Annotated in this window: 9 protein-coding genes; 5 read left to right on the top strand and 4 right to left on the bottom strand. The window is 57.9% G+C overall.

The genetic code is table 11. The features are described 5' to 3' along the window. Positions 1 to 87: 87 nt before the first annotated feature. The 3 genes from copA to ybaK all read left to right on the top strand — a co-directional run bounded on the left by copA (position 88) and on the right by ybaK (position 4,177). Positions 88 to 2,595, top strand: coding sequence for a copper-exporting P-type ATPase CopA (copA, locus tag AQ981_RS10005; RefSeq protein WP_058911598.1), 2,508 nt, complete (start codon positions 88 to 90; stop codon positions 2,593 to 2,595). Positions 2,596 to 2,705: 110 nt separating this feature from the next. Then, complete coding sequence (locus tag AQ981_RS10000) at positions 2,706 to 3,500, top strand: TraB/GumN family protein (RefSeq protein ID WP_058911597.1); 795 nt, start codon at positions 2,706 to 2,708, stop codon at positions 3,498 to 3,500. A 197-nt stretch (positions 3,501 to 3,697) separates the two neighbouring features. Further along, positions 3,698 to 4,177: a Cys-tRNA(Pro)/Cys-tRNA(Cys) deacylase YbaK gene (ybaK, locus tag AQ981_RS09995; protein ID WP_058911596.1), complete on the top strand. Its 480-nt coding sequence runs from the start codon at positions 3,698 to 3,700 to the stop codon at positions 4,175 to 4,177. Positions 4,178 to 4,190: 13 nt separating this feature from the next. Here ybaK and ushA read toward each other — a convergent pair whose 3' ends face one another. Further along, positions 4,191 to 5,843, bottom strand: a complete 1,653-nt coding sequence (ushA, locus tag AQ981_RS09990) for a bifunctional UDP-sugar hydrolase/5'-nucleotidase UshA (protein WP_058911595.1) — start codon at positions 5,841 to 5,843, stop codon at positions 4,191 to 4,193. 246 nt (positions 5,844 to 6,089) lie between these two features. On the opposite strand from ushA, the gene AQ981_RS09985 reads away from it, so the two are divergent. Both AQ981_RS09985 and ybaL read left to right on the top strand, forming a co-directional pair. After that, complete coding sequence (locus AQ981_RS09985) at positions 6,090 to 7,310, top strand: MFS transporter (RefSeq protein WP_058911594.1); 1,221 nt, start codon at positions 6,090 to 6,092, stop codon at positions 7,308 to 7,310. Between the two features lie 233 nt (positions 7,311 to 7,543). Continuing rightward, entirely contained in the window at positions 7,544 to 9,220 is a 1,677-nt protein-coding gene (gene ybaL / locus AQ981_RS09980) for a YbaL family putative K(+) efflux transporter (protein ID WP_058911593.1), read from the top strand. A gap of 188 nt (positions 9,221 to 9,408) precedes the next feature. Here ybaL and AQ981_RS09975 read toward each other — a convergent pair whose 3' ends face one another. From AQ981_RS09975 to adk, 3 genes are all read right to left on the bottom strand, one after another. Then, positions 9,409 to 10,713 carry an inosine/guanosine kinase gene (locus tag AQ981_RS09975; RefSeq protein ID WP_058911592.1) on the bottom strand — a complete coding sequence of 435 codons (1,305 nt, stop codon included), beginning with the start codon at positions 10,711 to 10,713 and terminating at the stop codon, positions 9,409 to 9,411. Between the two features lie 144 nt (positions 10,714 to 10,857). Then, positions 10,858 to 11,820 (bottom strand): ferrochelatase, encoded by a 963-nt coding sequence (gene hemH, locus AQ981_RS09970; protein WP_058911591.1) that lies wholly within the window; start codon positions 11,818 to 11,820, stop codon positions 10,858 to 10,860. A gap of 122 nt (positions 11,821 to 11,942) precedes the next feature. After that, a complete protein-coding gene (adk, locus tag AQ981_RS09965) occupies positions 11,943 to 12,587 on the bottom strand; it encodes an adenylate kinase (protein ID WP_058911590.1) in 645 nt (214 codons plus the stop codon). Between the last annotated feature and the right edge of the window lie 318 nt (positions 12,588 to 12,905).

The following is a 12,905-nucleotide window of genomic DNA, read 5'->3' as shown; positions in this document are numbered from 1 at the left end:
TTGACCTTCCCCTTGCTGGAAGGTTTAACCTTCTTCATCAGTGAACAACCGTTCACCTGATAACGGCATTCTCTACAGGAGTCTCTTATGTCAGACACCATTGATCTCACCCTTGACGGCCTGTCCTGCGGCCACTGCGTAAAGCGGGTCAAGGAGAGCCTGGAACAGCGCCCGGACGTGGAACAGGCGGAAGTGACGCTGACCAGCGCGCACATCACCGGCAGCGCTTCAGCGCAGGCTCTGATCGACACCATCAAACAAGCCGGGTATGGCGCTGAGTTAAGCCACCCAAAGGCTAAACCGCTGACAGAGTCATCAATCCCGTCGGAAGCACTGACAGCGGTCCCGCAAGCGCTTCCGGCAGTTCATCACGTCGATAACGATGACAGCCAACAGTTGCTCATCAACGGTATGAGCTGCGCCAGTTGCGTCACCCGGGTACAAAATGCGCTGCAGAATGTGCCCGGCGTCAGCCAGGCGCGGGTAAACCTCGCGGAGCGCAGTGCCCTGGTCATGGGCACTGCCTCCGCCAACGAATTAGTGAAAGCAGTGGAAAGCGCCGGATACGGTGCGGAAGCCATTGAAGACGACGCCAGACGCCGCGAGCGCCAGCAGGAAACCGCCCAGGCGGCGGTCAAACGCTTTCGCTGGCAGGCTACTTTCGCCCTTGCCGTCGGGATCCCGGTGATGATCTGGGGCATGATCGGCGACAATATGATGGTCACCGACGCGAACCGCAGCTTCTGGCTGGTCATCGGCCTGCTAACTCTGGCGGTGATGATCATTGCCGGCGGCCATTTCTATCGCAGCGCCTGGAAAAGCCTGCTCAACCACACCGCCACCATGGATACCCTGGTGGCTCTCGGTACCGGCGCCGCCTGGCTGTACTCCATGAGCGTCAACCTGTGGCCGCAATTCTTTCCGATGGAGGCGCGTCACCTCTACTATGAAGCCAGCGCCATGATCATCGGTCTGATTAACCTCGGCCATATGCTGGAACAGCGTGCCCGGCAGCGCTCCTCAAAAGCGCTGGAGCGTCTGCTGGATTTAACGCCGCCCACAGCCCGGGTAGTCACCGACGCCGGGGAAAAAACCGTGCCGCTGGCGGAGGTCCAGCCGGGCATGACCCTGCGCCTGACCACCGGCGATCGGGTTCCGGTTGATGGCGACATCACACAGGGGGAAGCCTGGTTTGATGAAGCGATGCTGACCGGCGAACCGGTGCCGCAGCAGAAAACCCCCGGCGAGACGATTCACGCCGGAACCGTGGTGCAGGACGGCAGCGTGCTGTTCCGCGCCCGGGCCGTCGGCAGCCATACCACCCTGTCGCGGATTATCCGCATGGTACGCCAGGCCCAGAGCAGTAAACCGGAAATCGGCCAACTGGCGGATAAAATCTCCGCGGTGTTTGTCCCGGTGGTCGTCGCCATCGCGCTACTCAGCGCCGCTATCTGGTACTTCTTCGGCCCGGCCCCGCAAATCGTTTACACCATGGTGATCGCCACCACGGTACTGATCATCGCCTGCCCCTGCGCACTGGGGCTGGCGACCCCGATGTCGATCATCTCCGGCGTTGGACGCGCCGCCGAATTCGGCGTTCTGGTACGCGACGCCGATGCCCTGCAGCGCGCCAGCACCCTCGACACGGTGGTATTTGATAAAACAGGTACCCTGACCGAAGGAAAACCGCAGGTCGTGGCGCTACACACCAGCGCAGGTTTCAATGACGCGCAGGCTATCCGCCTGGCGGCGGCGCTGGAACAGGGTTCCAGCCATCCGCTGGCGCGCGCGGTACTGGAAAAAGCCGACACCGCATCGCTGCCCGCCGTGGACGGATTCCGTACTCTGCGCGGCCTCGGGGTCAGCGGTAATGCCGAAGGCCATACCCTGTTGTTGGGAAACCTCGCATTGATGCGCCAGCACCAGATAGACACCGTTACGCTGGATGAGGCCATTGAACAGCAGGCCAGCCGCGGCGCTACGCCGGTGCTACTGGCGGTGGACGGAAAACTGGCCGCGCTGTTTGCTATCCGCGATCCGCTGCGCGCCGACAGCGTTGCGGCGCTGCAGCGTCTGCACCGCGCCGGTTACCGGCTGGTCATGCTTACCGGGGATAACGCCACCACCGCTGGCGCCATCGCCCGGGAAGCGGGTATTGATGAGGTGATCGCCGGCGTCCTGCCGGATGGCAAAGCGCAGGCGATTAAAGCGCTTCAGGCCGCCGGTCACCAGGTCGCGATGGTCGGCGACGGGATCAACGACGCGCCGGCGCTGGCTCAGGCTGAGGTCGGGATTGCCATGGGCGGCGGCAGCGATGTGGCGATTGAGACCGCCGCCATTACCCTGATGCGCCACAGCCTGCTGGGGGTCGCCGATGCGCTGGCGATTTCCCGGGCGACCCTGCGCAATATGAAGCAAAACCTGATGGGGGCGTTTATTTACAACACGCTGGGCATTCCGATCGCCGCGGGTATCCTGTGGCCGTTGACCGGCACCCTGCTCAACCCGGTCGTTGCCGGCGCGGCGATGGCGCTCTCTTCCATCACCGTAGTGAGCAACGCTAACCGTCTGTTGCGCTTTAAACCGCACGACTGACCGCGCCCGGGACGCGGAGCAGCCAGCGCTGCCCGCGTCTGCGCACTCGCCGCTATTTGCGCCGCCCGCCGCCACGCGTTAGCATGCGACTTTCAGCCAGGGAGTATGTCATGGGTTTGCTGCGCCGTCTTACCTCACTTATCACCCGCCTGACCAGCCATTATTCCTGGCCTGCGATGGATATCGCGCTGGCCGGTAAACAGCGGCTGCACCTGGTGGGTAGTATTCATATGGGGACCCCGGATATGGCCCCGCTACCGGCGGCGCTCCAGCAAAAATTGCGCGGCGCCAGCGCACTGATTGTCGAAGCGGACATCAGCCGCGGCGGTTCGCCCTTTGGCGACATCCCGGAAGCGCCGCCTTTACAGCAACGCGTCAGCCCCGCCCAATGGCAGCAGATAGAAATCCTCGCCGGCGAACTCGCCCTGCCGCTGTCCGCCATCGATCGCCTGCCCGCCTGGCAGGTGGCGCTGGTTTTGCAGGCCCACCAGGCCAGCCAACTGGGATTACAGGCTGACTACGGTATCGATTACCAGTTGCTGAATGCCGCCCACCAGGCGGGCATACCGGTGATTGAGCTGGAGGGGGCGGAAAGCCAGATAGCCATTCTCCGGGAACTGCCGGATGGCGGGCAATGCCTGCTCGACGATACGCTCACCCACTGGCACACCAACGCCCGTCTGCTGCAAATGATGATTGGCTGGTGGCTGGATACGCCGCCGCAGTCAGGACCGGTGACCTTGCCCAACACGTTCGGCGATACCTTGTTTGATGTGTTAATGCGCCAGCGTAACCAGCAATGGCAAACTTTTCTCGGGAATCTGCCCGCCGGGCGTTATGTGGTGGCCGTCGGGGCGCTGCATCTGTACGGCGAAGGCAATCTGCCAACGCTGCTGCGCAGATAAAAAAACGGCCAATATCGCTATTGGCCCGTCAAAGAGGAATTTCATTGTTATCGTTATCCGGTCGCCAGGCGACCATCCGGAAATTGTCGCTCAACGAATGACGTTTCGCCATCATTTTGCGCAATCCCATACTATTTTTTATAGCCCCGGCGGCGTTATGATTTTGTGCGTTTTATTATTCAGCCAGGAAATATTTCATGACACCTGCCGTTAAGTTACTCGAAAAACAGAAAATTGCCTTCTCGCTGCACAGTTACGAACACGATCCGAAAGAGACCAATTTTGGCGATGAGGTGGTCCGCAAACTGGGGCTGGACGCCCGTCAGGTCTATAAGACCCTGCTGGTGGCGATCAATGGCGATATGAAGCAGCTGGCGGTGGCGGTCACACCGGTATCCGGGCTACTGGATCTCAAGAAAGTCGCTAAAGCGCTCGGCGTACGCAAAGTCGACATGGCCGATCCGCAGGCGGCGCAGCGCTCGACCGGTTATCTGGTCGGGGGCATCAGCCCGCTGGGGCAGAAAAAACGCCTGCCGACCCTGATTGACGCCCCGGCGCATACATTCGCCACGATTTACATTTCCGGCGGTAAACGCGGTCTCGACATTGAGATAGCGCCCGGCGATCTGGCGGCGCTGCTCGACGCGCGCTTTGCGGATATCGCCCGTCAGGATTGACGGGCGCAGTGCGTTACTGCCAGCTCACCTCGCCTTTTGGCTCCAGCGCCGCGGCGTCCAGCGGTGAGTTCTGCTCAATATACTGCTTCAGTACCTCAGCATCGATAAATCCGGTATTCACATAGCCGGGTTGCTCATCGATCTTTGGATAACCGTCGCCGCCGCTGGCGTTAAAGTTCAGGGTCGCCATGCGGTAGGTTTTACTGGTATCGACCGGCTCGCCTTTAATGCGCAGATCGCTGAGTTTACCGCCGGCGGCGACAAAGCTGACATTAGCGAACTGCGGGTAAGCGCCGGAATCGGGCTGTTTCCGGGCCACCTCTGTCAGGTAATCCACCACCTGCTGGCCGTTCATATCGATATACACCAGCGTATTGGCGAACGGCTGCACCTTAAGCACATCTTTATAAGTAATATTACCGGCGTCGATTGAGTCACGAATACCGCCGCCGCTCATTACGGCAAAATCCGCATTAGTACGCGCCATCTGGGCATTAAGGATCAGATGGCCCATATTGGTCTGCACGAAACGCACTTTATTGCGATCCCCTTCCAGACGCCCGTTCACGCTGCCAACCTTAACGCTCAGTTGCGCCTGGCCTTTTTTCTGGAACGGCGTCAACAGGGAGAGCATCTGGGGACTTTCCGGGATCTGCGGCGTATACAGCACCCGCTCCGTTTCACCGTTATCCCAGGTGATTTTTTTCTTCAGATTGACCGGAATCAGCTGGTAGTGCGCCAGCTTCATTTCACCATTGCGGAACTCAAAATCCGCCCGCCCGACATATTTACCCCATTCATGCGCCTGAACGATCCAGATACCGTTCTGACGATCCGGCGCGCAGGGGGTGCCCGGGACATAGTCGGCCTGTTTTTTATTTTCCGCAGCCATACACAGCGGATCCTGAGAGTGTCCGCCGACGATCATCGTTAATGCTCCCGGCGGCAGGCTACGCGCCATTTCGACATCGCCGGGCGCGTTAGAGCCGTGACGGCCATCGTCGTAATGACCCATATGGGTGGCGGCGATGATTACGTCCGGCTTTTCGGTCTGCTGCAATTCCTGAATTACCAGGCCGGCCTCTTGCGCCGGATTACGGAATTCGATATCGGTAAAAAACTCCGGATTGCCGATGCGGACGGTATCATCGGTGGTCAGGCCGATAACGGCGATTTTTATCCCCTGCGGAGTAAACAGCGCCCAGGGTTTAAACAGACGCTCCCCGGTACTTTTCTGGTAAATATTGGCCGACAGGAAGGGGAATTTCGCCAGTTTTTCCTGCTGGCGCAGGACGCTCAACGGGTTATCGAATTCATGATTGCCTACCGCCATAGCGTCGTAGCCGATAAGATTCATACCGCGAAAATCCGGCTCCGCGTCCTGCAAATCCGATTCCGGCACGCCGGTATTGATGTCGCCGCCGGAGAGCAACAGAACGCTACCGCCTTCGGCCGCCACTTCCTGGCGAATACTATCCACCAGGGTTTTCTGCGCCGCCAGGCCATATTCGCCATAATCGTTGCGCCAGAAATGGCCGTGGTGATCGTTGGTATGCAAAATCGTAATATTATAAGTTTTATCTTTTTCCCACGCCGCCGCCGTATGGCTCAGCAGCCCCAGAACCGCCAGTAGCGCCAGCGCTACTCTCTTCCCCGCAAAAGGCATCACAACTCTCCCTATCAAACATACACAGGCAAATTACCGTTACCAGAAAGCGTAGACAAATATGTTTTAAAAAATGGGACTTTATTCATTACCCATAGACAGGTATGTTACCAGAGTGATCATTTTCTTCTGGATAATTCCCTGCGTTATCCAACAATAACATTCGACGCGCACGCCGCTTTGCCTGTTTCGGTAGAGACCTGCGCCCCGCGCGATCGGAGCAATGCAAATAAAATTCAGGTAACTATGGCTATCAGTGAACAAACCCAGACGCTTTCTGGCTCGCCCTCTTCGCCGCCAAAAGGTCGCACCGCCTTCGGCATTCTCGGGGCTATCAGCCTCTCACATCTGCTGAATGACATGATCCAATCGCTGATTCTGGCGATCTACCCCCTGTTACAGTCCGAATTCTCTCTGACCTTTGTGCAAATCGGTATGATCACCCTGACGTTTCAGCTCTCTTCATCACTACTGCAGCCAGTGGTGGGCTACTACACCGATAAATACCCGATGCCATGGTCGCTGCCAGTCGGCATGGGCTTCACCCTTTCAGGACTGGTGTTGCTGGCAATGGCGGGCAGCTTTCCGGCGGTACTGCTGGCCGCGGCGCTGGTCGGTACCGGGTCGTCAGTCTTCCATCCGGAATCCTCGCGGGTGGCAAGGATGGCGTCCGGCGGGCGCCACGGTCTGGCGCAGTCGATTTTCCAGGTCGGCGGCAACTTCGGCAGCTCTCTGGGGCCGCTGCTGGCCGCCATCATTATTGCGCCTTACGGTAAAGGCAACGTTGCGTGGTTCGTGCTCGCCGCCCTGCTGGCGATCATTGTGCTGATGCAGATCAGCCGCTGGTACGCCGCCCAGCACCGTATCGCAAAAAGCCGCCCAGCGGCGCCGGTGGTGCAAACCCTGCCGCGCCGCAAAGTGGTGCTTGCAATTAGCGTGTTGCTGATGCTGATCTTCTCTAAATATTTTTATATGGCCAGTATCAGCAGCTACTACACCTTTTATCTGATGCAGAAATTTGGATTATCGGTACAGAATGCCCAGCTTCATCTGTTCGCTTTCCTGTTTGCCGTGGCGGCTGGCACGATGATCGGCGGTCCGGTGGGGGACAAAATTGGTAGAAAATACGTCATATGGGGCTCAATACTCGGCGTAACGCCATTTACCCTGCTTTTACCCTGGGTTAGCCTGTGGTGGACCGGCATTCTCACGGTGATTATCGGCTTTATTCTCGCCTCGGCATTTTCCGCGATTCTGGTCTACGCCCAGGAGTTGCTGCCTGGTCGTATCGGTATGGTTTCCGGGCTATTTTTCGGCTTCGCCTTCGGGATGGGCGGCCTCGGCGCGGCAGTACTCGGCCTGCTCGCCGACCACACCAGCATCGAACTGGTCTACAAATTATGCGCCTTCCTGCCGCTTATTGGTATGCTGGCAATCTTTTTACCGGATAACCGGCACAAAGCCTGACTCTCCCGGTCAGGCCCTGTCCTGACCGGCCCTCCAGCCCCTCTGCGTCCACTGGCTTTCCAGGATAACTCTGCAAATTCAGCGCTGGCGGCCTTTTGGCTGCCAAACCCTATTTTTTTGCAATATTCAACACATATTAATAAACGTTGTTATCAAAATTGTCATAAACTATTAATCAGGTTTTCTGGTTTACCCGCCAGAATGGGATCGATCACTACAAAGAAGGAGACGGAATGCATCATGCCACCCCGCTTATTACCACCATTGTCGGCGGCCTCGTGCTCGCATTTTTACTGGGGATGCTGGCCAACAGGCTACGTATATCGCCCCTGGTGGGATATCTATTAGCGGGCGTTCTGGCTGGGCCATTCACTCCGGGATTTGTTGCTGACACCAAACTGGCGCCTGAACTGGCCGAACTGGGGGTTATTCTGCTGATGTTCGGCGTCGGCCTGCACTTTTCCCTGAAAGATTTGATGGCGGTAAAAGCCATCGCCATTCCCGGCGCTATCGCGCAAATCGCCGTCGCGACCTTACTGGGGATGGGGCTTTCCGCGCTAATGGGCTGGTCGCTGATGACCGGTATCGTTTTCGGCCTGTGTCTGTCCACCGCCAGTACCGTCGTGCTGTTGCGCGCCCTGGAGGAGCGCCAGCTTCTCGACAGCCAGCGCGGGCAGATAGCCATCGGCTGGCTGATTGTGGAAGATCTGGTGATGGTGCTCACCCTGGTGCTGCTGCCGGCGGTAGCCAGTATGCTGGAAAAAGATAACGTCGGTTTCGCCTCACTGGCCGTGGATCTGGGCATTACCATCGGTAAAGTGATCGCTTTTATCGCCTTGATGATGGTGGTGGGACGCCGGCTGGTGCCCTGGATTCTGTCGCGCAGCGCCGCGACCGGCTCCCGGGAGCTATTCACCCTGTCGGTACTCGCGCTGGCGCTGGGTATCGCCATGGGGGCGGTAGAACTGTTCGATGTCTCCTTCGCCCTTGGCGCCTTCTTCGCCGGGATGGTGCTGAACGAATCCGAACTCAGCCACCGGGCGGCCCATGATACGCTGCCGCTACGCGACGCTTTCGCGGTACTGTTCTTTGTTTCCGTCGGTATGCTGTTTGACCCGGAAATCCTTATTGAACAACCGCTGGCGGTGCTGGGCACCGTGGCCATCATTGTGTTCGGTAAATCCGTCGCCGCCTTCCTGCTGGTGCGCCTGTTCGGCCACTCCCAGCGTACCGCGCTGACCATCGCGGCCAGTCTGGCGCAAATCGGTGAATTCGCCTTTATTCTGGCGGGTCTCGGTATCGCTATGGGCCTGCTGCCGGACGTCGGGAAAAACCTGGTGCTGGCGAGCGCGATTCTGTCGATCATGCTTAACCCGGTGCTGTTCGCGGTTCTGGAACGTTATCTGGCGAAGACCGAAACGCTGGAAGAGCAGACCCTCGAAGAGGCGATTGAAGAAGAGAAGCAGATCCCGGTGGATATCTGTAACCACGCGTTGCTGGTCGGTTTTGGCCGGGTTGGCCGGCTGCTGGGCGAAAAGCTAATGGAGCAGGATATTCCGCTGGTCGTCATCGAATCCAGCCGTACCCGGGTGGATGAGCTACGCTCCCGGGGGATCCGTGCGGTGCTGGGTAATGCGGCTAATGAGGAGATCATGACGCTGGCGCACCTCGACTGCGCCCGCTGGCTGCTGGTGACCATTCCCAACGGCTATGAGGCCGGGGAAATCGTCGCCGCCGCCAGGGACAAAGCGCCCGATATCGAAATTATCGCCCGCGCCCACTACGACGATGAAGTGGATTACATTACCGAGCGCGGCGCTAATGAAGTAGTGATGGGCGAGCGCGAAATCGCCAATACCATGCTATCCCTGATTCATCGGCCGCCAGTGCCGCTGGAAATGAATAGCTGACAGCAAAGCCGGTCTGAGATTGATGGCAATCCTCATCCCCCTGGCGGATTAGCCGATAAACGCCTGGAAAATCACTTTATCGATTTTCAGCTGATAACCGCAAAGCAGGAAAGACCACGGTTTTCCGCCGTTGTCTGCACTCTGAAGCCGGCAAAATGCCGGCTTTTTATTTTACAGAGCATCCCGTCTCAGCGATCCCAGTAAGCCTCTTCCAGACTATCTTCCCGTTCCGGCAAGCCGCGCGTCAGGCGCGGGGAGTGCTGGTTCAGCACCTGATAGCTAACCCGGTTGGCATATTTACAGATCTGCGCCAGCGACGAATAGGTCAGCCACGGATATTGATGCTTGCTGGAGCCGGGTACATTACTGCGGTGGAAATTATTGGCGGTAATATCGTGCAGTAGCGCCGCCAGCGCGCCATCCCCGGCGCCGTTGGTATTCATAATCTTTTCCGGGCCGCCCATGTATGGCGCAATATGGGAATAAATACGCCGCGGCTGGAGGCAGTCTTTCTGACGCAGCGCGCGGCTGAATTCAAACTGGTTAAATTCGGGGATCGCGCCGGGCAACAGCTGATGCTGGGTTTTACGCTTCGCCTGCTCTTCGGTAAACCCGGCCATATACAGCCCTGCCGGGCCGGCGGTGCACAATACCAGGTCCACCCAGTCGAGAGCTTTATCCGCCGCCAGCAGCGGGCAGGTTTCCCCGGTCAGCGCCGCGGCTTCTTCCTCGTTCATTGCCAGAATCGAGACATGCTCTTTCAGGAATGCCTGCCACCATTGCGGGTTATCGGCAATCACATATTTGGTTCCCAGCGTCAGCACCACCGGGACATTGTGCCGCTGGGCATACTCAACGGCCTGCATCGTGGCATCGCGCATGGGTTCGCCAGGCTTACAGCGCACCAGATACGAAGTCAGCACCAGCGCGGAGGCGCCGGCGATAACCGACTCCGGGATACTCTCCGGGCGCAGTTGATTCATATGACCGGGGCTGATGGCGAAGGTACGTTCACCGCTGTCGCTAATCAGTGTGAAACAGCGGCCAATCGGTCCCTCGACGCCCTGTAGATAGTTAAGATCGGTGCGGCTGGAGGTATTGCACAGGTAACGGTAGGCGTAGCCGCCAATTTCGATGTTGCGGCACATCACGCCCAGCAGAACGGAACGATCGTCGGCCAGCACCGAATAATTGTGCATGGTGTTGCCGATAGTTCCGCCGGCGAACTGGTGGGTAATCAGGTTTTCCCGCGCCAGTTCCTGGTACAGCGCCTCCGCCACATCATCGTCGATCACCAGCGAATGCCCGCTGCTCAGACCGTAGCGCGCGACAAACGCATCGTCCACCTGCGCCTCAATATCGACCAGCGTCTGATCAATGCCGACCACCCAGCAGGGGCTGGTTTCATTTTCCGGCTGCATTTGCCGCAGCAGCGGATCGCGGGCATTAACGGGGAAATAGTGTTTCGATTTGCGTTTACCGGGAAATTTCATGATCTGCGATTAGTCAGCGGTGGACAGGCGCAAAATAGTAGCATATCCGGCGCGCCGCTGCCTGAACCGCGTCAAATCAGGCCAACTCACGCCGGCGCCATGGCCCGCCCGCCATGAGCAGGCAGAGGCGCAATGGCGCGAGTTTTACAGATACGGGCGGCTCAGATTCACCATCATCTCAATATGCTGCGGTGCCGCATTAAGCGCCGGAATATACTCATATTTCTCGCCGCCAGCCTCGAGGAAGATCTCCCGGTTCTGTACCGCAATCTCTTCAAGGGTTTCCAGACAGTCGGCGGCAAATCCCGGACACATCACCTGAATATGTTTAACGCCCTTTTCCGCCAGCATCTTCAGGGTTTCGTCGGTGTAAGGCATCAGCCACGGTTCGCGGCCAAAGCGCGACTGGAAAGTCATCATCACTTTGTCGTGAGCCAGCCCAAGGGCGCTCACCAGCTCCCGGGTCGTATCGCGACAGCGCTGCGGGTAGTCGTCGCCTTCGCTGGCATAGCGCTGCGGAATGCCGTGGTATGACAGCAACAGCAAATCAGGTTCACCGTGGATGGCGAAGGCGTCCCGGACGCTGCCGGCCAGCGCGGCGATGTAAGCATGGTCGTCCGCATAATCGCGAATAAAGGAGATGCCCGGAATACGGCGTTTATGCGCCAGGATACGCGAGAGCTCATCCCACACGGCGGCCACTGTCGAACAGGAATACTGCGGGTAGAGCGGCAGCACCACGATATGATCGACATCCTGCGCCAGCAACTCTTCCACCGCGCTGGCCAGCGACGGCGAGCCATAGCTCATTCCGAGCGCGACCGGCGTCTGCGGCAGACGCTGCGCCAGCGCCTGCTGCTGCTGTCGGCTATACACCATCAGCGGCGAGCCCTCTTCCATCCAGATGGACTGATAGAGCTTTGCCACGCGCGGCGCGCGCAGAGGTAGAATCACCCCACGCAACAGCGGCCACCACAAAAGCCGCGAGGTATCGACCACCCGCCGATCGCTTAAAAACTGGCGCAGGTAACGCTTCACCGCTGCCGGAGTGGGCGCGTCGGGGGTTCCGAGGTTTGCAAGCAAAATACCGGTCTTCGTCTGACGCATTACCGCCTCTTATCTGTTAACTGGCTGATAATTATAGCTGAAAAGGGGATCAGAAGAATCAATTGATGCAAGAGGTGAATCTCACCCGCCGCGCAGCGGGTGAGTGAGGTAGCAAGGTACGATTAGCCGAGGATTTTTTCCAGTTCAGCGCGTACTTCACTGACGGCTTTGGTCCCGTCAACTTTGGCATATTGCGTGTTGCCCGCCGCGGCTTCTTTACTGTAATAACCAATCAGCGGCGCCGTCATCTGATGGTATTCCACCAGGCGCTTACGGACGGTCTCTTCCTGGTCGTCTTTACGGGTGGTCAGCTCTTCGCCGGTCACATCGTCTTTGCCTTCCACTTTCGGCGGATTAAATTTGACATGATAAACGCGGCCGGAAGGCGCATGAACGCGGCGGCCCACGATACGATCGACAATCAGTTCGTCCGGCACGTCAAATTCCAGCACAAAATCGACGTTAATTCCGGCTTCTTTCATAGCATCTGCCTGCGGAATGGTGCGCGGAAAACCGTCGAGCAGAAAACCGTTACGACAATCTGGCTGGGCAATACGCTCTTTCACCAGAGCAATCACCAGCTCATCGGTCACCAGCTTGCCGGCGTCCATGATATCTTTGGCTTTTTTGCCCAGCTCAGAACCGGATTTCACCGCCGCGCGCAGCATATCGCCGGTGGAGATTTGCGGAATACCGTATTTCTCCATGATGAACTGAGCCTGAGTTCCTTTACCCGCGCCCGGAGCGCCAAGCAGAATAATACGCATTACGAAAATCCCCTCAAAATGTCGTTTTAAAATTCAAAAAGTGCTCAACGATACCACTACCGACGAGGCTGCTCAAGGCACTTCCCCGCGCTGAAACGTTCAACGCCAGCAATATTGTTAGTGGTAATCATGCACCCCTGACGCAAAAATACGCACTTGCCATAAAAAAGCGGCCCGCAGGCCGCTCAGGATGGGTGACAGACGTCAATTCAGTGTCGAACTTACCGCCACCACCAGATAAAAAACAAGGAAAATCAATTTATTGATTTTCGGCTGATAACCACAAAGGAGGAAAAACCACGTTTTTTCCTCCTTTGT

This window comes from Entomohabitans teleogrylli (assembly GCF_001484765.1).
GTDB classification, from domain to species: Bacteria; Pseudomonadota; Gammaproteobacteria; order Enterobacterales; family Enterobacteriaceae; genus Entomohabitans; species Entomohabitans teleogrylli.
This window is presented reverse-complemented; position numbering and strand designations above follow the sequence as displayed.

Coding starts and splice junctions, on each gene's coding strand:
- adk (WP_058911590.1), bottom strand. CDS start 12,587: ATGCGTATTATTCTGCTTGGCGCTCCGGGCGCGGGTAAAGGAACTCAG.
- ybaK (WP_058911596.1), top strand. CDS start 3,698: ATGACACCTGCCGTTAAGTTACTCGAAAAACAGAAAATTGCCTTCTCG.
- ushA (WP_058911595.1), bottom strand. CDS start 5,843: ATGCCTTTTGCGGGGAAGAGAGTAGCGCTGGCGCTACTGGCGGTTCTG.
- ybaL (WP_058911593.1), top strand. CDS start 7,544: ATGCATCATGCCACCCCGCTTATTACCACCATTGTCGGCGGCCTCGTG.
- copA (WP_058911598.1), top strand. CDS start 88: ATGTCAGACACCATTGATCTCACCCTTGACGGCCTGTCCTGCGGCCAC.
- hemH (WP_058911591.1), bottom strand. CDS start 11,820: ATGCGTCAGACGAAGACCGGTATTTTGCTTGCAAACCTCGGAACCCCC.
- AQ981_RS10000 (WP_058911597.1), top strand. CDS start 2,706: ATGGGTTTGCTGCGCCGTCTTACCTCACTTATCACCCGCCTGACCAGC.
- AQ981_RS09985 (WP_058911594.1), top strand. CDS start 6,090: ATGGCTATCAGTGAACAAACCCAGACGCTTTCTGGCTCGCCCTCTTCG.
- AQ981_RS09975 (WP_058911592.1), bottom strand. CDS start 10,713: ATGAAATTTCCCGGTAAACGCAAATCGAAACACTATTTCCCCGTTAAT.